The organism is Streptomyces sp. NPDC050418 (assembly GCF_044458745.1).
Classification (GTDB): Bacteria; Actinomycetota; Actinomycetes; order Streptomycetales; family Streptomycetaceae; genus Streptomyces.
In genome coordinates this window covers 582,287-601,438 of sequence record NZ_JBITIG010000003.1, presented here as the reverse complement: position 1 = coordinate 601,438, position 19,152 = coordinate 582,287, and the positions used below count along the sequence as shown (strand labels likewise).

General features: G+C 70.0%; 21 protein-coding genes. 14 read left to right on the top strand and 7 right to left on the bottom strand.

All coding sequences use genetic code 11. From position 1 onward, the window contains the following. Nucleotides 1-7 precede the first annotated feature (7 nt). Nucleotides 8-1,042, top strand: coding sequence for an L-glyceraldehyde 3-phosphate reductase (gene mgrA, locus ACIBI4_RS10205; RefSeq protein ID WP_399203209.1), 1,035 nt, complete (start codon nucleotides 8-10; stop codon nucleotides 1,040-1,042). A gap of 105 nt (nucleotides 1,043-1,147) precedes the next feature. Here mgrA and ACIBI4_RS10200 read toward each other — a convergent pair whose 3' ends face one another. Together ACIBI4_RS10200 and ACIBI4_RS10195 are read right to left on the bottom strand one after the other, a co-directional pair. Next, the gene (locus ACIBI4_RS10200; RefSeq protein WP_399203208.1) at nucleotides 1,148-1,876 is read right to left on the bottom strand and encodes a prepilin peptidase; all 729 of its coding nucleotides are present in this window, start codon (nucleotides 1,874-1,876) and stop codon (nucleotides 1,148-1,150) included. Between the two features lie 101 nt (nucleotides 1,877-1,977). Next, on the bottom strand, nucleotides 1,978-2,409 hold the full coding sequence (locus ACIBI4_RS10195) for a hypothetical protein (protein ID WP_399203207.1): 432 nt from the start codon (nucleotides 2,407-2,409) through the stop codon (nucleotides 1,978-1,980). Nucleotides 2,410-2,750: 341 nt separating this feature from the next. Here ACIBI4_RS10195 and ACIBI4_RS10190 point away from each other — a divergent pair, with 341 nt between their 5' ends. The 5 genes from ACIBI4_RS10190 (at nucleotide 2,751) to ACIBI4_RS10170 (ending at nucleotide 9,725) form a co-directional block, all read left to right on the top strand. Then, on the top strand, nucleotides 2,751-3,902 hold the full coding sequence (locus ACIBI4_RS10190) for a winged helix DNA-binding domain-containing protein (RefSeq protein ID WP_399203206.1): 1,152 nt from the start codon (nucleotides 2,751-2,753) through the stop codon (nucleotides 3,900-3,902). Between the two features lie 181 nt (nucleotides 3,903-4,083). Beyond that, nucleotides 4,084-6,255: a hypothetical protein gene (locus ACIBI4_RS10185; RefSeq protein WP_399203205.1), complete on the top strand. Its 2,172-nt coding sequence runs from the start codon at nucleotides 4,084-4,086 to the stop codon at nucleotides 6,253-6,255. Nucleotides 6,256-6,259: 4 nt separating this feature from the next. After that, the gene (locus ACIBI4_RS10180) at nucleotides 6,260-6,985 is read left to right on the top strand and encodes a hypothetical protein (protein WP_399203204.1); all 726 of its coding nucleotides are present in this window, start codon (nucleotides 6,260-6,262) and stop codon (nucleotides 6,983-6,985) included. Between the two features lie 116 nt (nucleotides 6,986-7,101). Further along, the gene (locus ACIBI4_RS10175) at nucleotides 7,102-7,869 is read left to right on the top strand and encodes an SAM-dependent methyltransferase (protein WP_399203203.1); all 768 of its coding nucleotides are present in this window, start codon (nucleotides 7,102-7,104) and stop codon (nucleotides 7,867-7,869) included. 197 nt (nucleotides 7,870-8,066) lie between these two features. Continuing rightward, nucleotides 8,067-9,725, top strand: a complete 1,659-nt coding sequence (locus ACIBI4_RS10170; RefSeq protein ID WP_399203249.1) for a chitinase — start codon at nucleotides 8,067-8,069, stop codon at nucleotides 9,723-9,725. Between the two features lie 60 nt (nucleotides 9,726-9,785). Here ACIBI4_RS10170 and ACIBI4_RS10165 read toward each other — a convergent pair whose 3' ends face one another. Continuing rightward, the gene (locus ACIBI4_RS10165; RefSeq protein ID WP_399203202.1) at nucleotides 9,786-11,801 is read right to left on the bottom strand and encodes an esterase-like activity of phytase family protein; all 2,016 of its coding nucleotides are present in this window, start codon (nucleotides 11,799-11,801) and stop codon (nucleotides 9,786-9,788) included. Next, the gene (locus tag ACIBI4_RS10160; protein WP_399203201.1) at nucleotides 11,798-12,283 is read right to left on the bottom strand and encodes a hypothetical protein; all 486 of its coding nucleotides are present in this window, start codon (nucleotides 12,281-12,283) and stop codon (nucleotides 11,798-11,800) included. Before ACIBI4_RS10160 ends, ACIBI4_RS10165 begins: the two co-directional genes overlap by 4 nt. A gap of 162 nt (nucleotides 12,284-12,445) precedes the next feature. Here ACIBI4_RS10160 and ACIBI4_RS10155 point away from each other — a divergent pair, with 162 nt between their 5' ends. The 5 genes from ACIBI4_RS10155 to ACIBI4_RS10135 all read left to right on the top strand — a co-directional run bounded on the left by ACIBI4_RS10155 (nucleotide 12,446) and on the right by ACIBI4_RS10135 (nucleotide 15,166). Continuing rightward, nucleotides 12,446-12,961, top strand: a complete 516-nt coding sequence (locus ACIBI4_RS10155) for a DinB family protein (protein ID WP_399203200.1) — start codon at nucleotides 12,446-12,448, stop codon at nucleotides 12,959-12,961. 27 nt (nucleotides 12,962-12,988) lie between these two features. Beyond that, the gene (locus ACIBI4_RS10150) at nucleotides 12,989-13,468 is read left to right on the top strand and encodes a hypothetical protein (RefSeq protein ID WP_399203199.1); all 480 of its coding nucleotides are present in this window, start codon (nucleotides 12,989-12,991) and stop codon (nucleotides 13,466-13,468) included. 2 nt (nucleotides 13,469-13,470) lie between these two features. Beyond that, nucleotides 13,471-13,959, top strand: a complete 489-nt coding sequence (locus ACIBI4_RS10145; RefSeq protein WP_399203198.1) for a GNAT family N-acetyltransferase — start codon at nucleotides 13,471-13,473, stop codon at nucleotides 13,957-13,959. A gap of 151 nt (nucleotides 13,960-14,110) precedes the next feature. Next, the gene (locus ACIBI4_RS10140) at nucleotides 14,111-14,431 is read left to right on the top strand and encodes a hypothetical protein (protein ID WP_399203197.1); all 321 of its coding nucleotides are present in this window, start codon (nucleotides 14,111-14,113) and stop codon (nucleotides 14,429-14,431) included. A gap of 138 nt (nucleotides 14,432-14,569) precedes the next feature. After that, a complete protein-coding gene (locus ACIBI4_RS10135; RefSeq protein ID WP_399203195.1) occupies nucleotides 14,570-15,166 on the top strand; it encodes a peptidoglycan-binding protein in 597 nt (198 codons plus the stop codon). Nucleotides 15,167-15,235: 69 nt separating this feature from the next. Here the strand turns inward: ACIBI4_RS10135 and ACIBI4_RS10130 are convergent, their stop codons facing one another. Next, entirely contained in the window at nucleotides 15,236-15,676 is a 441-nt protein-coding gene (locus ACIBI4_RS10130; RefSeq protein WP_399203194.1) for a hypothetical protein, read from the bottom strand. Between the two features lie 282 nt (nucleotides 15,677-15,958). Between ACIBI4_RS10130 and ACIBI4_RS10125 the strand changes: the two genes are divergently transcribed. Continuing rightward, nucleotides 15,959-16,558, top strand: coding sequence for a peptidoglycan-binding protein (locus ACIBI4_RS10125; RefSeq protein WP_399203193.1), 600 nt, complete (start codon nucleotides 15,959-15,961; stop codon nucleotides 16,556-16,558). A gap of 61 nt (nucleotides 16,559-16,619) precedes the next feature. Here ACIBI4_RS10125 and ACIBI4_RS10120 read toward each other — a convergent pair whose 3' ends face one another. Further along, on the bottom strand, nucleotides 16,620-17,108 hold the full coding sequence (locus tag ACIBI4_RS10120; RefSeq protein WP_399203192.1) for an ATP-binding protein: 489 nt from the start codon (nucleotides 17,106-17,108) through the stop codon (nucleotides 16,620-16,622). 226 nt (nucleotides 17,109-17,334) lie between these two features. Between ACIBI4_RS10120 and ACIBI4_RS10115 the strand changes: the two genes are divergently transcribed. Next, on the top strand, nucleotides 17,335-18,183 hold the full coding sequence (locus ACIBI4_RS10115; protein ID WP_399203191.1) for a helix-turn-helix domain-containing protein: 849 nt from the start codon (nucleotides 17,335-17,337) through the stop codon (nucleotides 18,181-18,183). 10 nt (nucleotides 18,184-18,193) lie between these two features. Beyond that, nucleotides 18,194-18,385 (top strand): hypothetical protein, encoded by a 192-nt coding sequence (locus ACIBI4_RS10110; RefSeq protein WP_399203190.1) that lies wholly within the window; start codon nucleotides 18,194-18,196, stop codon nucleotides 18,383-18,385. 140 nt (nucleotides 18,386-18,525) lie between these two features. On the opposite strand, the gene ACIBI4_RS10105 is transcribed toward ACIBI4_RS10110, so the two are convergent. Then, nucleotides 18,526-19,149, bottom strand: coding sequence for an OmpA family protein (locus ACIBI4_RS10105; RefSeq protein ID WP_399203189.1), 624 nt, complete (start codon nucleotides 19,147-19,149; stop codon nucleotides 18,526-18,528). Between the last annotated feature and the right edge of the window lie 3 nt (nucleotides 19,150-19,152).

The window sequence follows — 19,152 nt, the reverse complement described above, 5'->3', positions numbered from 1 at the left end:
CGAGAGCATGAACGACGCTCCCTACGCCGCATCGGCCGGCCGGTACGACTCCATGGAGTACCGCCGCACCGGGCGCAGCGGCCTGAAGCTCCCCGCCATCTCGCTCGGCCTGTGGCACAACTTCGGTGACGACCGGGCCCTCACCTCCCAGCGCGCGATCCTGCGCCGCGCCTTCGATCTGGGCGTCACGCACTTCGACCTCGCGAACAACTACGGACCGCCGCCCGGCAGCGCCGAGTTGAACTTCGGCAAGCTGCTCCAGCAGGATTTCCGCCGGTACCGGGACGAGCTGGTCATTTCCAGCAAGGCCGGATATCTGATGCACCCCGGTCCGTACGGCGAGTGGGGCAGCCGGAAGTACCTGCTGTCCTCGCTGGACAACTCGCTGCAGCGGATGGGTCTCGACTACGTCGACATCTTCTACTCGCACCGCTTCGACCCGGACACCCCGCTGGAGGAGACGATGGGCGCGCTCGCGTCCGCCGTGCAGCAGGGCAAGGCGCTGTATGTAGGTGTCTCCTCTTATACGAGTGAGCAGACGCGCGAGGCGGTCCGCATCCTCAAGGAGATGGGGGTGCGTCCCCTCATCCACCAGCCCTCGTACTCGATGATCAACCGCTGGACCGAGGACGACGGCCTGCTCGACGTCCTGGAGGAGGCGGGCATGGGCTGTATCTCGTTCGTGCCGCTCGCCCAGGGGCTGCTCACGAACAAGTATCTGACGGGTATTCCGGAGGGTTCGCGGGCGACGCAGGGCAAGTCGCTCGATCCGGGGCTGCTCAGCGACGAGGTCGTACGGCGGCTCAACGGGCTGAACGACATCGCGGCCTCCCGCGGCCAGTCCCTCGCGCAGCTCGCCCTCAACTGGGTGCTGCGGGACGAGCGGATGACGTCGGCGCTGATCGGCGCGTCGAGCGTGAAGCAGCTGGAGGAGAACGTGGCGGCGCTGTCCGGCGCGAAGCTCACGGAGTCGGAGCTGGCGGCGATCGACGAGTTCGCGGTGTCCACGCCCGGCACGAACATCTGGGCCGGCCGGCGCTAGACAAAGAAAACGGGCCGGTCCATGGGGGGGGAGATGGACCGGCCCGAGGGGGGGTTTCCACCATAACCCTTCGTAAGGGCTGCTGTGTGCATCGGCGTGCCGCAATTACGCTCCGAAACCGCCGAGCAACAGTCCGGTGGCCGCTCCGGCCAGCATGCAGGGTCCCAGCGGCATGGCGGTCTTGCGGCCCGCGCGGCCAAGCAGCACAAGGGCTGCGGCGTATCCGCCGGCGTACAGGATGCCCGCCAGGAAGCCGAGGAAGAGGATCTCCCAGCCGTACCACCCAAGGGGGACGCCGAGGACGAGCGCCAGCTTGACGTCGCCGAAGCCCATGCCGCTCGGGTGGGCGAGGAAAAGCAGGAAGTAGCCGCCGCCCAGGGCGAGTCCGCCCAGGAGGGCGCCGGTCCAGCGGCCCTGTGCGGAGGCCGAGAGGGCCGCGAGGCCGAGGCCCGCGGCGGCCGCTCCGGCCAGGGGCAGCGTGAGGATGTCGGGGAGACGGTGAACCTTTCGGTCCACGGTCGCGAGGACCACCCCGAACGGCGTGAGCAGCAGCCAGACCGCGAGCTCGGGCCGGGCGCCGGTGGCCGCGGCGAGCGCGGCGCACAGCGTGGCGGTGAGCAGGACGAGGGCGGTGACGCTCGGTCCGTACGGTCCGGTGGCGCAGCGTGTCGTGCCGAGCCAGCCGCCCCACGGTCCGGTGAGGGCATGTCCGGACGGGCAGGCCGCGCGCCAAGGATCTCCAGCGGGCACGGAGAGCCGGTAGGCCACGCGCGGGGCGAGGACGCCGGCGAGTGCGCCGTAGAGCGCCGCGGTGACGATCAGGAGGGCAGGCACGCGCAGAGGTTAGAGGTACGGGGGTGGGTGCGTCATGGGCCCTGGGGCCCAACTGACTCTGTGCGCCGGTGGGTTCAGCCGGGACCTTCGCGTCGCGCGTATCAGTCGCGGCCTTCCAGGCGCAGGTCCAGGAGCATGCCGGCCAGGGCGCCGAGGAGCACGCCCAGGCTCGTCAGGAGGATCGACTCGGCGGGGAGTTCGGGCCAGAGCCAGGCCAGGTGTACGGCGTGGGCGGCGAGCGGGACGGGGAGCGTCGCGAGGAGGTGCTGGGCGGGGGACTCGCGGAACGGGGTGCGGTGCAGGCGGCCCGCGACCAGGACCGTGAAGCCCGCGCAGACCGCGGCGGGCAGCGGCAGGACGAGGAGGTCGCCCCAGGCCGCCCAGTCGGTGCCCTCGGGAGTGACGCCGGTGCCGAACGGGCCGTGGCGGTTCTGGTCGGTCAACGGGTCGTTGAGCAGGGCCAGTTGGGGGTACGCGGCGATGGCCAGCGCGATCAGCCCCGCGGCCCAGGAGCGCAGCGCGGCGAAGGTCATGGCCGCACGGTAAGGGCGGGGCGGGCCCAGAGGAATGAGCCCGGGGGCCCAACATCAACGCGAGGCCGGTGTGAAGCGGAAACGAAAGACGGCACCGCGCAGCCCCCTCCACTGCGCGGTACCGTCACACGCGCAGTTTGCCCACGCGAATTCTCGCTGGTCTGAACTTACGCGATCCCTACATAGCGGTGACCCGGTTTCGGATAACGATGCGGATTCAAGGGTGCGGACTTGGTGCGACTTGCCCGGTTTTAAGCGCATTCAGGCGGTCACGTGTGGCCTGAATCACGGCGCCACCGATCGCTCTGCGTGCGCGACGGGACACGGTCGATAATCCCCGTATGCCCACACCTCTTGCTGTGACCTGGGCGGCCGCCCAGGCCCGCCGGTTCGCGCGCCAGTCCCTCACCGTGCCCGCGCAGGGTGATCCGCCTCAGGAGCTCGCGCGGCTCGCGGGCGCGATGTGCGGGGTGCACGCGCAGGTGGCCTCGGCGGCCGAGCTGTCGCTCGCGCTGCGGCACGCGGAGGCGACGCGGCAGGACGTGCGGGACGCGCTCGCCAAGCCCGCGGCGCTGGTGAAGACGTACGGCCCGCGCGGCACGGTCCATCTGCTTCCGGCCGCCGAACTCCCGCTCTGGACGGGCGCGTTGTCGGCGACTCCGACCGGTGCGCAGCATCCGGAGGGCGTACGGCTCGACACCGCGCAGACCGACGAGGTGATCGCGGCCATCGCGGACGCGCTCGACGGGCGGTTCCTCACGGTGGACGAGCTGACCGAGGAGATCGTGGCGCGTACGGGGCCGTGGGCGGGCGAGCTGACCATGGACGCCTTCCAGACGAAGTGGCCGCGGTGGCGGACCGTGATGCACACGGCGGGGCACCGCGGGGCGCTCTGCTTCGGCCCGCTGCGCGGCCGCAAGGTCACGTACACGCGTCCCGAGGCGGGGCCGCCGTTGCCGGCCTCCGTGGCGCTTCCCGCCCTCGTCCGCTCGTATCTGCACGCGTACGGTCCCGCGACGCCCGAGTCCTTCGCCAAGTGGCTTGCGATGCCCGTCAGTTGGGCCCGGACGACCTTTCACAGTTGCGAAGTCGAGGAGGTCGACTTCGAGGGGACGGTGGCGTGGGTGGCGGCCGGTGACACGGACTTCGGCTCGTACGAGCCGGTGCGGGGCGTGCGGCTCCTCCCGTATTTCGACTCCCTCGGCATCGACACGTACCCCCGCGACCGCTTCTTCCCGGGCCCGGCCTTCGAGCGGGCGACGGCCCGCGGCCAGGCGGGCAACTACCCGCTCCTCGTGATCGACGGGGAGGTCGCGGGCGTCTGGCACCAGAAGCGCTCGGGCCGCCGGATCACGGTGACGGTGGAGGCACTGGGGTCGCTCACGGCGGGCCAGGTGGAGGAGCTGGAGGAGTGGGTCGCGCGGGTGGGGGCGGTGCTCGAAGGGGTGGCTTCGCTGGTGGTGGGGCCGGTGAGCGTGGGGCCCCACGCGTAGGGACCGCCGGGCGGAAAGTTGGGTCCCGAGGCCCATCCGCGAGGTCCGTCGGGCGTGGTTGCGTGGAGGAACTGCCGCGTGAACATGACCAGTTGGGGGACCGATGGCCGGGACGTACTACGGCGCACCCGGGTATGAGCCCGTCCACCGGAACCCCCTCCCCCGGGCCCTCGGCGTCGCGATGGCCGTCACTTACGCGCTGCTCGGGATCGCTCTCTTCAGCACCGTCGGTGTGCTCATGGCCGCCGAGGAGACCGATGGGGTGCTGCTCGGGCTGCTGCTGTACGGGCTGATACCCGGGGTCGCCGGGGCCGTTGCCGCGCGGTGGGCGTGGCGAGGCCGGCGGAAGGCTCGGTGGGGTTTCATCGCCGCGCACGGGTTGTACGTGCTGCAGGCGTTCGGGTCGCTCGGGCGCGGGGACGCGCGTGGGCTCACCCAGCTCATCCTGCCCGTCCTCGCGATCGTGCTGCTCAGCCGGGCCTCCACGCGGGACTGGTACGCCAGTGATCCGTACGAGCGGGTCGCGCGGCGGCCGTTCAGTGTCGCGCGCTGGATCAAATGGCGGGCGGACGAGGGGCAGTCGATGCCCGAGTACGCCGCGCTGCTCGCCCTGATCGCCGCGATCGTCGTGGGCGTCGTCGCGCTCGGCATGAACGGGACCATCTCCAGCACCGTGTCCAGCGCGGTGTGCACCATCACCGGGGGCGATTGCGGTGGTGGGGATGGCGAGGGCGGGGACGGTGGCGGCGGGAACGGTGGGGCCGACGGAGGCACGAACGGTGGGGCCGACGGAGGCACGAACGGTGGCACCACCGGCGGCACCCAGTCCGGCGAGGGCGGGAACGACGACGGGAACGACGGCGGGGACGACGGCGGCGACACAACTCCCGTAAGCAATACGGAAGATGGCGGCGACGGGGGCGACGGCGGGGACGACAAGGGCTTCTGGGGGCAGCTGGGGGACGTCGTCACCCAGCCCTTCAAGGCCGCCTGGGAGGACGTGAAGGGCACCTGGGACATGGTGACCGACCCCGGCAAGTTCTTCACCGACAGCTGGAACGGGCTCAAGGACTACACGACCAATTGGTGGAGCGAGAAGGCCGACCAGTTGGGCAAGGAGTGGGACGAGGGCGGCTGGAACTACCTGACCGTCCCCCTCAAGTGGATCTCCACCCCCGAGGACTTCGTCGCCGACTTCCTCATCGACTCGTTCATCGACAAGGAGTCCTTCGAGAACGGCGACTGGGGCAAGGGCCTCGGCAACACCATCTGGAACATCGGCTCGGTCTTCATTCCGGGTGTGGGCGCCGCCAAGTGGCTGCAGAAGATCAACAAGCTGAACAAGCTCAACAAGTTCCGCAAGCTCGCCGACGCCGCGACCGACGCGGCCTCCCGCGCCCGCAAGGCGCGCGAGGCCGGTGACGTCGGGGCCGCCCGCAAGGCCGCCGACGAGGCGCAGCAGCACGCGGACGACGCGGCGAAGAAGGCCCGCGAGAACCCGGACGACGCCGATCTGGCGGAGGACGCGCGCAAGGCGCAGGACGCCGCGCTCGCGGCGCGCACCGACGCGGCGAAGGCGGCGCTGCGCGACCGTGGTTCCTCCGTGTCGGACGAGCAGATCGACGGGCTCGTGGAGCGGGCGCAGGACAACCCGGCCGACGGCGGGATCAGCAAGAAGCAGGCCGCGGACGCCCTGGACGAGCTGAGCGATCTCGCGAGCCGTCCCAACGTCCGTCCGGACGCGGCGAGTTCGCTGGAGGGCAAGGTGGTCAACGCGAAGACCGCCGACGCGCTCGACCAGGCCCGCGCCGAGGTGCACGCCGTGCAGCGCGCCGCCGATGACGCCGCGCCCGGGACGCAGGTGGACGCGGGGCCGGGTACGGAGGCCGGGCGGCCCGCCGACCTCGGCTCGGAGACGCTCGACCTGGACGAGATCCCCGACGCCGACGTGGCGTACAAGGGCAAGGACGGCACGTACCACGTGGTCGAGGTGAAGAACGCGGGCTCCGCGACCCGTAAGCCCGCCTTCGCCAACCAGGTCGAGCGGCTGCGGAAGTGGGCCGACAAGGCGCCGGACCGCAAGGCGACCGTCGAGATCGACTCGAACGACCGCTGGACGCAGATCTTCAGCGAGTTCAAGCCGGGCCGGAACGGGAAGCCCGCGAAGGACTCGCGTACGGCGGCCGGCGAGATGGCGAAGAACGACGTGGACGTGTCGATCGGCGGCAAGAAGCTGAGCGCCGCCGAGATGGGCCGGATGCAGGACGCGATCAACGAGCGCACCCGCAACGGCACAATGGACTGGTCGAAGATGTCCGACCCGGATGCGGCACGGGAGTACCTGGGAGTGTGAGCGCGTGGGCGGTCAGAGTGCGGAGCTCGGCTGGGATCCGGGCGTGGCCCGCTGGTCGTACGAGGCGGACGGCGAGGGCGGGGCGGACGGCGACGGCGGCGAGGGCGGGGCGGACTACGCGCTGCCCCGTTCGCTGCGGTCCCTCACCCCGCCCTGGGACCGCTGTCTGCCCGCCGAGGTGCGGTCCCTGCCGCGTACGGAGCGGGAGGCCGCCCGGGCCCGCCACGTGCTCGAAGCCCTGCTCGACGACCCGCCGCCGCCCGTCCCCCGCTCCCCCGCGCCCGGTCTCCTCGAGCACGCCTGGGAGTGGGCGGGTGCGGCGGTACGGGCGCGGATGCCGCATCCGGCGGAGGTGACCTGGGCGCGGGTGGACGCGCTCGCGGCCGAACTGCGGCCGGGCGCACGCCCGTTGGAACTGCACGCGCTGACACACATCGAGGCGACGCTTCTGTGGCTGATCGCGGACTGGCGGACGGATGTCGCCGAGTCCGTGTGGTCGTGGCTCGCCCTGGACGCCACGCCGGAACGGTTCGCCGCGTGGGCCGTCCCGCTCGCCGAGCGTTCCGTCACCGAGGGCCTGGAGGCGGACGAGGCCATCGCGTACCTGGGTGCGGTGGGAGCGGCCGAGGCCCTCGCGCGCCTCGCGGTGAAACCGGACGGCCCCGCCACCTGGGACGACGCGGAAACGGCGCGCGACATGCTGGCGGAGCTGCGCGCACGGGGGCAGTAGCCGGGTCGCCGGGCCGGAGGCACTCGTCCGTACGGGCGCCCGCCTCGTGGGCCGACCTCGACATCCCGGTCGTGGTGTGCGGCCCCGTGCAGGGGTCTCGGCCTAGCATCGGCCGCATGCGCACGTTCGAGGAGCTCGTCGAGGAAGCCGAGCAGGTCGATGTCTCCGGCTGGGACTTCAGCTGGTTCGAGGGCCGGGCCAGTGAGCTGCGGCCCAGCTGGGGCTATCAGGGGCTGCTCGCCGGGCGTCTCGCCCGGGCGCGGGCGGCGCTCGATCTGCAGACCGGCGGTGGCGAGGTGCTCGCGGGCGCGCTCAAGTCGGCGGAGCGTGCGCCCGCGCTGAGTGCGGCGACGGAGGCGTATCCGCCGAATCTCCTGAAGGCGACGGCGCTGCTGCATCCGCTGGGGACGACGGTGGTGGCGGCCGAGGAGAAGGGGCCGTTCCCGTTCGCGGGCGGTGCCTTCGATCTCGTCTCCAGCCGCCATCCGAACGAAATGAACTTCCACGAAATCGTCCGGGTCCTGGCGCCCGGCGGTACGTACTTCGCGCAGCATGTCGGGCCGGCGAGCGTCTTCGAGCTGGTCGAGTACTTCCTGGGCCCGCAGCCGGAATCGGTCCGCCGCCGGCGCCACCCGGACGTGGAGTCCGCGCAGGCCGAGGCGGCCGGTCTGAGCATCGTCGACCTGCGGCTCGAACGGCTGCGGATCGAGTTCCTCGACATCGGCGCGGTGATCGTGTTCCTGCGCAAGGTGATCTGGATGGTCCCCGGATTCACGGTCGACACGTATCTGCCCCAACTGCGACTGCTCGACCAGCAGATCAGGGCGGACGGACCGTTCGTGGCGCACAGCACGCGGTTCCTGATCGAGGCGCGCAGGCTCTGACGGAACCGGACTCGGGCGGAACCGGACTCGGGCGGAACCGGGCGCTGACGGAGCCCGGGGGGTTCCAGAGGTCTTGACAACCTGATTGGTCTGGACCAGATTGCGCGGCAGCACCAAACGTTCCCCAACGGTGGCCGCCGTCCCTTCTTCCTCACCCCCCTCTCCCCCGGAGGCAAGTCGTGGGCTCCGCAAGACGTTTGTTCCTTGTCGCTCTGGCCGGCGGTGCGCTGGCGGTCGGTGGCCTGGCCACCACCGCGCAGGCCGCCGATGTGAACGTGGCGAAGAACCCCGGTTTCGAGAACGGGCTCGCCAACTGGACCTGCACCGCAGGCTCCACGGTCGCCACGCCCACGCACGGCGGAAGCGCCGCGCTCAAGGCCACCCCGGCCGGGCAGGACAACGCACGGTGCAGCCAGACGGTGGCCGTGCAGCCCAACTCCACGTACCAGCTCGGTGGTTGGGTACAGGGCGGCTACGCCTACCTCGGCGCATCGGGCACGGGGACGACGGATGTGTCCACGTGGACGCCCGACTCGTCCTCCTGGAAGGAGCTCAAGACCTCCTTCACCACCGGCGCGAACACGACATCGGTGACGGTCTACACCCATGGCTGGTACGGGCAGCAGCCCTACTTCGCCGACGACATATCGGTCGTCGGACCCGACGGCGGCGGTGGCGGCGACCCCGACCCCGTGGTGCCGGTGGCCCCCACGGGCCTGGCCGTCTCCGGTACGACGTCGTCCTCCGTCTCGCTCTCCTGGAGCCCGGTCTCGAACGCGACCGGCTACAACGTCTACAAGGACGGGACCAAGGTCCAGTCCGCGAGCGGGAGTTCGGCGACCGTCACGGGTCTGTCCGCCGACACCTCGTACAGCTTCCAGGTGACCGCGACGAACGCCGCCGGTGAGTCGCCCCGTACCACCGCGGTGAACGCGAAGACCGCGCCGGGCGGCGGAGGCGGGGGCGGCGATGTGCCCGCGCACGCCGTCACCGGCTACTGGCAGAACTTCAACAACGGCGCGACCGTACAGAAGCTCAGCGATGTGCAGTCCCAGTACGACATCATCGCGGTCGCCTTCGCCGACGCCACGGCGACGCCGGGCGCCGTGGACTTCACGCTCGACTCGGCCGGGCTCGGCGGCTACACGGACGCCCAGTTCAAGGCGGATGTCGCGGCCAAGCAGGCGGCGGGCAAGTCCGTGATCATCTCGATCGGCGGAGAGAAGGGGACGGTCTCGGTCAACAGCGCGGCCTCGGCGACCGCGTTCGCCGACTCCGTCTACGCGCTGATGCAGGAGTACGGCTTCGACGGCGTCGACATCGACCTGGAGAACGGCCTCAACTCCACGTACATGACGCAGGCGCTGCGTTCGCTGTCCTCGAAGGCGGGCTCGGACCTCGTCATCACGATGGCACCGCAGACGATCGACATGCAGTCGACGTCGAACGAATACTTCAAGACGGCGCTCAACATCAAGGACATCCTCACCGTCGTCAACATGCAGTACTACAACAGCGGTTCCATGCTCGGCTGCGACGGCAAGGTCTACTCACAGGGCTCGGTCGACTTCCTCACGGCCCTCGCCTGCATCCAGCTGGAGGGCGGCCTCGACCCGTCGCAGGTCGGTCTCGGCCTGCCCGCCTCGACGCGCGGCGCCGGATCCGGCTACGTCGCCCCGTCCGTGGTGAACGCCGCGCTCGACTGTCTGACCCGCGGCACGAACTGCGGCTCGTTCAAGCCGTCGCGTACGTACCCGGGGCTGCGGGGTGCGATGACCTGGTCGACGAACTGGGACGCCACGGCCGGTAACGCGTGGTCGAACGCGGTGGGGCCGCACGTGCACAACCTCCCGTAGGGGACCTGGTCGCGTGGAGGCGGGTGACGGACAGGCGACCCCGCCTCCACGTTCGGACGGTCAGGCGCCGTCCGCCTCCACGTCCACGGCCAGTGCGTAGACGCGGGTGGACTGGGACTTGCGGGAGTTGTTGTCCGCCACCAGGTAGAGCGCGCGGCGCCCCGCATACGGACCGGTCAGCTCCTCGCCGAGGGCCATTCCCTCGACGTTCTGCAGCAGCGGGTTCGACTGTTTCTCGTCGGAGGTGATGCCCCGGCTGGGGCAGGCCCCGAGGTCGACGAGCAGGGACTTCTTCGCGGCGAGCGCGCCCTCGTCGCGGGAGAGGTTCTCGTTCTCGCTGATGTCCGCCGCGTCCGAGAGATCCACCGTGTAGACCCGGATGCCGTTGCCCAGGCCGCGGATGTATCCGCGCTCCAGGGCGAGCAGCCGGTGGTCGTCCAGAGCCACGAGCTCGGAGAGATAGAGCCCTTCCTCGGTCTGGTACGCGTACTGCTTGTCCAGGGCGTACGCCCCTCCATACTCGCCCTTGTAGCGCTGGATGCGGAGCTGGTGGCGGCCGTGGATGTCGTCCTCGCCGAGCAGCGGTCCTTCCATCCCCGTGAAGAGATACCTGCCGTCCTGCGTGGCGGTCAGTGATTCGAGCGCGCGCGTGCGCGAGGCCTGGCCCTCGCCGGGCGGGCGGAACGCGGCGGGCTGCGGGAGCTCCTCCCCCAGCTGCTTGCCGTCCGACACCCGGAACCGGGAGATGGACGGCCCCAGCTCGGAGGAGACGAGGACGGTCTCGCCGCCCTCCTCCAGGACGAGCCCCTCGCCGTCGAACTCCGGGGCCTTTTCCCCGCCGGTCTGGAACAGCCGCTGCACGCCGGTCACTTCGGGCGTCAGCCTCTCGGCCGTCCCGAGCGTGAGGTCGTACAGGTGGGGCGGCTCGCCCGCGTCCCGTACCGCGAGCGCCCTGACCTGCCCTTCCGTCGTAGTCGTCAGCGCGAGGGCGGAGAGTCCGTCGACCTTGACGCCCTGCACTTCGTTCTTGCCGTCCTCGTCGAGCGCGTCGCTCACGTCGAGGAGGGTGGCGGGGCTCTTCTTGCCGCAGGGGCCCGGGATCTCGGGTGGCTTGGGAGCCGCCGCGGGCTTGGGGGCCGGCGCCTCCTGCTCCGGACCCCAGGCGCCCGCGGCGAACCAGCCGCCCGTCGCTCCGATGACCAGCGCGGCCGCGGTGGCCACGGCGATCGTGCGGCGGCGGGCCCCTCCCGTACGGCCGCCGCCCACACTCGGCTGCTGCTGCCCGGGTCCGCTCAGGTTGCCGAAGAACGGCAGGGCGCCGATGCCGTCCGAGTCGACGAAGTTCGGGACCGGATGACGGGTGCTCAGCTCCCTCAGGCCCTTCTTCACGTACGCGTGAACATCGCCCAGGGAGAAGTACGGGACATCCGGGCGGCGGCTGTCCCCCTTCTCCAGGAGGGAGATCACCTGTCCCGTGTACGGCGTGAGGCCGCCGTCCCCGTCGGCCTCCGTCTTGATCACGTCCTTGGTCGAGGTCATCACCAGGACGCCCTCCGCGCCCTCGCCGCTGACCTCCACGGACGCCCTGACGGGCACGATGCCGTCCGGTGCCATGGTCCTGGTGATCTTCCCGCTGTAGCAGCAGTCGAGCATGACGACCACGCGCGGCGGTACTTCGTGACCTTTCAGGGCATTGCGCACCGCGTCGAAGCTGCAGTGCGACTCGAAATCACCGGCGCTGGACGTGGTGAGGCCCAGGAAGAGTTCGTCGGTCCTGGTCACGTCCAGAAAGCCGTGCCCGCTGTAATAGACGAGCAGCGTGTCCGACGCCTGCTTCGCCGCGTCCTTGATCTTGTACGTGATGTCGATGGAGCGGCCCGGATTCACCACGGTGAAAATGCGCTCCGGCGAGACGCCCCAGACCTTCGGGGAGGCCAGCAGCTTGCGCAGCCTGGTGAGGTTCTTCTTCACGGTCGGCAGGTCCGCGACCTTCTTGTCGTCGTACTGCCACGTGCCGATGAGCACGCACGCGGACCGCGTCGGGTCCGGTCGCTCGCCTGCGGCCGGGGCGCTCATCCTCTGGGCTCCGGGGGGCCTGGCTCCTCGGGCGCCTCGCCCTCTGCGGCCGCCTCGCCCTCTACGGCCGCCTCGCCCTCTGCGGCCGCCTCGCCGCCCTCGGCCGCCTCCCCCTGCGCGGAGGTCAGCCGGTCCAGCTCGCTGCCCGCCGCGTCCGGGTCCCGGAGCTGTGCGTCGGTGAGGCGGACCTCCGCACCGTCCGTGTCCCGCCGGGCCGTCAGCGGTGCGGGGGCGCCGGGTGCGGAGCGGCGGGCCGCCTCGCGCCAGGTGAGGAACATGAGGGTGAGGGTGCCCCAGTTCGGCGCGTTCTCCACGACGAGCGTGATGATCTCGGCCGCGCCGCCCATCTCCCCCGGCCCCGGCGGCGTGCCCACGCTCTCGACCACGATGCCGTCGGCCCGCAGCCCCGCCCGCCCGCCGAGCATCAGATCATGCAGCAGCTTCGCCTCGGACGGCTGCTCCACCGACAGTTCGATCCGCACCACGTGCCCCCTCTTCCCACCCGAAGCATCGACCTGACACCCACTCAACTTCCCATCCGGACAAGAGAGTTCCCACCTTCACCGAACACCACGCGAAGGTGTGGCCCCGCCCTGCCGAAATCCGGATGCCGTCCGCGGACGAGCTCCACTAGCGTCGCCGCCATGACACCCACATTCGAACGTCCGCCCTTCCAGCCCGACGAGCGCACCTCCCTGGTCGGCTGGCTGGATCTGCAGCGCAAGATCCTCCGCTGGAAGTGCGAGGGGCTGAGCGAGGAGGACGCGCACCGGGCCGTGCTGCCGTCCTCCCCGCTCACCACCATGGCCGGGCTGATCGCGCACATGCGGTGGACCGAGCACACGTGGTTCGAGGTGATCTTCCTCGGCGGCGACGAGTCGGTGAATCCCGCCTTCGACCAGAGCCGCGATGACGGCGACTTCGATACGCAGGGCATGACGCTGCCCGAGCTCCTCGCCGCGTACGAGGCGCAGTGCGCGCGCAGCAACGAGATCGTCGCCGCCGCCTCCCTCGACGACGTGGGCCGCCACACGGGCTACAAGGCCGGCCAGGCCAACCTCCGCTGGATGCTGACGCACATGGTGGAGGAGACGGCTCGGCATGCCGGGCATGCGGATATCGTCCGGGAGATCCTTGACGGGTCGAAGGGCTATTACTGAGGCCCTCTGAATGAGGGACGGAGTGCCATGGGTGTGCCGGGGCCGGATCTGGAACGGTGGACGGAGGAGGGGCACCTCAACATCGTGGGCGTCGCGCGCATGCTGGGCGTGCCGGAGGACGTCTACGAGAGCGACCCGATCGCGCTGATCCCCGCGCTGCAGCAGTACGTGGAGCGGCTGCCGCTCGCCCAGTTCGAGGAGTCGGACTGGGTGACGCTGCAGACGGATCTGATGTCGTACCTGGCCGACTTCCTCGTACGGCGCCACGGCGCGCGCTGGGCGCTCGCGGAGGACCCGGCCTCGCCCCGCGGGTACCGTTACGTGGTCGAAGCGGCGGGGCTCGACGGGGTGACGCGGCGGCTCGACCCCGCCTCCGCCGTGGTCCGGGAGGTCCGGCACGCCCCCATCGAAATCACCCGCATGCTGGCAGCCGCCGAACTCGACCTGCACCTGGTGCGAGCACCGGGCGCACAGCCGGCCCCTCTCTACCCCGAACAGGACACCTGACCATGCACGACGAAGCTGCCACGCCCACCTCCCCCACCATCCGCCCCGCCCGCCCCACCGACCTCACCGCCCTGCAGGCGCTGGCGCGGCGCACGATCGACACGTGCTACCGGTCGTTCCTGGGGGACGAGGCCGTGGACTGGTTCATCGGGAGCGGTGCGTCGGACGAGCATGTGCGGGCCGCGCTGGAGAAGGGCGGGGTGCACTGTCTTGTCGAGGCGGAGAGCGGCGAGATCGTCGGGTTCTCGATCGTCGACGGGGCGACGGTCGACCTGATGATGGTCGATCCCGCTCACCAGCGCCGGGGCCTGGGACGGCAGTTGCTGTCGCACGCGCAGGGCCTGCTCCTGGCCGAGTACCGGACGATCCGCCTGGAGACCTTCACCACCAACACCCGCGCGGTCGCGTTCTACGAGGCGTGCGGATGGGAGCAGGGCGAGCTCCTGGCGGAGGAGGGCCCGGCGAAGGTGGAGTACGTCAAGCACCGCTGAGTTCGATCCGCTCGGCGGCCTGCGCATTGCGGACGGCGGCTGTCCTAAACCTCGTGCACTCTGGGGCATAGGCGCCCAATGGCACCCAAAGTGCCCCTTTCGCTACGTTATGGAGTCGAAGGGGGCCGGCCTCCACGAAAGGATCGACCCAATGTCGAAGTTCCTGGTCTTGTACCGGTCACCGATGTCACCGGCCGAGATGTTCTCCAGCATTCCGGCCGAGCAGCAGCAGGCTTTCGCCAAGGCGTGGCTGGCGTGGGACGCGAGCGCCGGCCCGGCCCTCACCGATCCCGGCAACCCGACCCAGGTGGTCTCCGACCCGAAGGCGGGCGGTGACCACGTCGCGGGCTACGCGCTCATCGAGGCGGAGGACGCCGACGCAGTGAACAAGCTGCTGACCGGACACCCTCACCTGGCCAATGGCGGAACGGTCGGGATCTACGAGGTCCTCGACATGGCAGCCCCCGCCTGAGCCCCGTCGCCGCCGGAGCACACCTCCGCCCCACCCGGAGCCATCCCGGGTGGGGCGGAGGACTCAGCAGGTGATTCCAGGTCGCTGCAAGGTCCGTCTGTGAGGGTCGTCGGGTCACATCGACAGAGGGGGAACATGATGAACTTCCGCAGCACGCGTGGCCGTCTCGCCGCCGCGGCCGTCGGTGCCGTCGTCGCCGGGACGCTGGCGATCGGGGCGTCGCCGGCGTCCGCCTCCGCTTCCAGTGGGTACATCAGCGGCGCCGGGACCATCTACGACGACTTCGGCGACGAGGGCACGCTGTCCTCGAGCTCGCACGCGATCTCCAGCGCGACCTGCTTCTGGCAGAACGTGCTGTACGCGGAGGGCGCCATGAAGAACGACGAGTACCGCTTCGCGAAGTCCGACATCGACGGCGAGTTCGGCTCGAAGACCAGGTACGCCACGCGGAACCTGCAGCATCGCTGGGGCCTGACCGTCGACGGGATCGTCGGCAAGAACACCATGAGCAAGCTGGATGCGAAGCGCGTCTATCTCCCGGATGTCGACGGCGGGATCTGGAGCGGCAAGCTGCAGTACCGGGGCATCGCCGCCAACGGCAACACCCTGGCCACGTACCACGGCAAGTACCACAGCTTCAAGATGTCCCGCGCCGAGGGGTCGGGGCACTGGCACTTCGAGGATCTGAGCACGGGATCTCACCAAGCGGCCTCCTACACGCGCAACGACTGCTAGTAGCCCCTGGCGACCGACGGGCCGGACTCCGCTTGCGGGTCCGGCCCGTTCGCGTGCCAAGGGCTACGGTCACTTCGTGGTCATTGCTGACGTGATGCGGGTGGTCATGGCGGTCATGACCGGGGTGGCGCCGCCCTTGCGGGCGTGGGTGCCGGTGGCGAGGGCGAGTTCGACCGTGGTGCGGAAGTCGTCTGCCGCGGAGGCGTCCCGGGCGGCGAGGAGGGTGACCGCCTCGGTGAGGGCCGGGAGGACCTTGTCGGCGATTTCGGCGACGGACTTGCCGGACAGGCTGTGCACCTTGCCCTTCTCCGCGAGGACGTGGCCGACCGGGCCCGTGCTCGCGTTGAGGGCCATCGAGCCGTGGGCCGCGATCTTGCCCGGGCGGCCGGTGCTGTCGGCGGCGGCGAGCAGGGAGACGGCGCCGTAGGCGGCGGTGCGGAGGGTGGCCTTCTCGGTGGGAGAGAGGGAGAGGGAGGAGGAGAGGGAGGGGGTGGTGGCGGTGGCCGACATGGTGGGTGCTCCTTGGTCGTCGTCTTTTCGGTGGCCCCGTTCCGGGGTGGTGGCACCACTATGGCACACGATTGGCGCCATGACGAGCCATTGCGGTGCCATGGGGTGCGATCGTTGCGCCCGCAGGGCGTTGACCTGCAGATTTGGGAAGGGAATTCGTGGTGCCAGAATGGCGCCATTCGGTGTCGCGTGATGCCATGTGAGGGCTCAGCAGGTGATTCCAGGTCGCTGCAAGGTCTGTCTGTGAGGGTCGTCAGGTCACATCGACAGAGGGGGAACATGATGAACTTCCGCAGCACTCGTGGCCGTCTCGCCGCCGCGGCCGTCGGTGCCGTCGCCGCCGGGACGCTGGCGATCGGGGTGTCGCCCGCGTCCGCCTCCGCTTCCAGTGGGTACATCAGCGGTGCCGGGACCATCTTCGACGACATGGGCGACGAGGGCACCCTGTCCACGTCTTCGTACGAGCACTCCGGCGCGACCTGCTTCTGGCAGAACGTGCTCTACGCCGAGGGCGCCATCGAGTCGAACGGCACAGCGTTCGACAAGGAGGACATCGACGGCAACTTCGGCGCCAACACCAAGGCCGCCACGAAGAGCCTCCAGCGGCGATGGAGCCTTGACGACGACGGCATTGCCGGCCCGGCGACGCTCGGCAAGGTGGACCGCAAGCGGACCTACCTCCCGGACGTGGATGGCGGCGTATGGACTTCGGGCCTTGAGCACCTCTACACCTACGAAAACGGCGCGATCAACGCCAAGTACCACGGCACCAAGCACACCTTCTACATGAACCGCGCCGCCTACCAGGGCCGCTGGAGCTTCGACAACCAGCGGCTGGGCGGGGACTTTGAGCAGGCCTCGTACAACACCTACGCCTGCTGACGTCAGCGGCCGCGAAGCCGAGCGGGCCGGATCCCAGTGGGGTCCGGCCCGTTCGGGCTGCTCAGGTGTACCTGGACGTCGTCGCGTACGGCAGGACCGCCCACATGCGGGTGCCGCCGCCCGGTTCCGGGGATTCGTCGCAGCCCCAGGTGCCCGCGCAGGACTTGACGACGCGGGCGAGGAGGCGCAGGGACATACGGCGCCGGGTGTCCAGGGCGGCGACGAGGCGGGCGTGCGCGGGGCGGGGTTCGCTGTCGTAGACGACGACCCGGAGGGCCGCCGAGCGGTAGCGGAGGGAGAGGTAGATCTGGGGTGCGGAGGTCAACTGGCAGGCTGTGGAGGCCAGTTCGCTGACGGTCTGGACCGCAGCGTCGGCGAGTTCGGGGAGGTGGTGCGTACGGAGGATGCGCGCTGTTGCGTGGCGGGCGATGGAGGGTGTGGAGAGGGCTGCGGGGAGCGTGAGGCTGTACGAGAGGGCGGGGAGGGGCGGGGAGGGGGCTGCGGCGGTGCGGGATGCCGGGTCGGCCGGAGTGTGAGTGACGAGCAGCATGGGTGAACTCCCTTGTGCGGTGAGGGAATTGGGCGGTCGGGTGGGCGGGCTGGCGTGAGGTGGTGGCTTTGTCCCTGCCGGGGCGTCGGCGCCGTGACGTGGGCAGGGGTGCGCTTCCGGATTCACGCGAGCTGATGCGTGACCGTTCCGTCACTCACTGTACGCAGCTACGGGCACCATGTGCCACCTCTTCACTGGAAGTTGAGCCCCACCGTAGACTCCCGGCATGGTTGCCAGGACCTCCCCGACAGAGCGGCAGAAGCGACTGGGCGCCGAGGTGCGCAAGTTGCGCCTCGCCGCAGGCATGTCGATCGAGTACGCCGCCGGGCTCTTGGGAGTTGACCGCTCCAAGATCTCCCACATGGAGTCCGGCATCCGCGCGATAAGCCCCGACCGCCTACGGACGCTGGCCTGCAACTGCGCTTGCGCAGAGCAGGAGTACGTGGATGCCCTGGTCGATATGACACGGCCCGCGCGAGGATGGTGGGAGCGGTACCGGGGCAACCTCCCGGCGGGCCACCTGGACATCGCCGACATGGAATGGCGTGCGATGCGCATGCGCATCGCCCACTTCGTCCACATGCCCGGGCTGCTCCAGTGCAACGACCACGCCCTGGCCATCTTTCGGACGAGCGTCCCCCCGCTGCCCGAACACGAGGTCGCCCTTCGTGTCGCCCATCGACTAGAACGGGCCCAAGTCCTCCATCGTGAGGACCCGCCGGAGTTCGTCGCGATCCTCCACGAGGCGGTATTGCGCATGCAGTTCGGTGGATGCAAGGTGGCCCGCGCCCAGATGGAGCACCTGCTCAGGCTCACCGAGCGGGACAATGTAGTCCTACGTGTCGTCCCGTTCGCTGCCGGTTCCTTCCCCGGGTCCGGGCAAACGGTGATCTATGCCGAAGGGCCCGTCCCTCAACTCGACACGGTGCAAGTGGACAGCACGCACGGTCCGGAATTCCTGCACGAGGAGGCGCAGTTGTCGAAGTATCGGGGTCAGCTGGACTGGCTGGAGCGCCTCGCGCTCACACCCGATGCGTCACGCGACCTCGTCCACTCCATCGCCAATGAACTCTGAAGGGATCACGATGGCCGACATCACCTGGGAAGAGCCCTTCTGTGCGGAAGGCTCGGCCTGCTTCCGCCTCGGTACCGACCCTGAAGGCAACAGCTACATCTCGCTCGCCGGGGCCGAAGAGACGTATCTCCAGGACAGCCGGGACGCGCTGCGTCAGATGATCCTCGACATCAAGGCGGGCAAAGCCGATCACCTGCTGTAGCGGGGATCAGCCGCACGCTTGAGGCGGGCAGCGCGGAGGCGCCCCCTACCTGGTCGCCGAGTTCACCTCGGTGCGCCTGACGTCACCCGTCCGGGCCGGGCCCTCCGTCGGAGAGCCCGGCCCGGACGCGTGAGTGGGTGCTAGCCGGCCGAGTCCGCCGACTCGCCACGGGGGAACGAGACCTCCACGCGACGGTTCTTCTTGCGGCCTTCCTCCGAGGAGTTGGACGCGATCGGATAGTCCTCGCTGTACCCGCGGACCTCGAAGGTGATCTCCGCGCCGAGGGACTTGGACAGCTCGTTGTGCACGGCGTCGGCGCGCTTCTTGGAGAGCGTCTTGCCGTGCGCGTACGAGCCGAGGTTGTCCGTGAACCCGAAGACGCGGACCTTCGTCGCGCCCTGGGTGTCGATCTCGTCGGCGATGGCCTGGATACGGGACTTGGCGTCCGGGTTCAGCTTCGCGCTGTCCTTGCCGAAGAGGACTTCGGCCTGGAGGGCGAACTTGACGTCGGAGTTGGTGTCCTCGCGGCGTTCCTCGCCGCCGAGGTCTTCTACGACGGACTTGATGTCGAGGACCTTGGCGGGGGCGAGCGTTGCGCCGTCTTCCAGCTTCAGGTTGGGCGAGTTGGCGTCCACTTCGGGTGGTGGACTGGTGGTCGTGGAGCCCGGTGGCTGACTGGGCTCGTCGTCAGCATGGGCTGTACCGATCGTGAGCGTGAGCGTGGTCAGCAGCGTAGCTGCGACGGTGAGAGTGGCCTTTCGCATGGG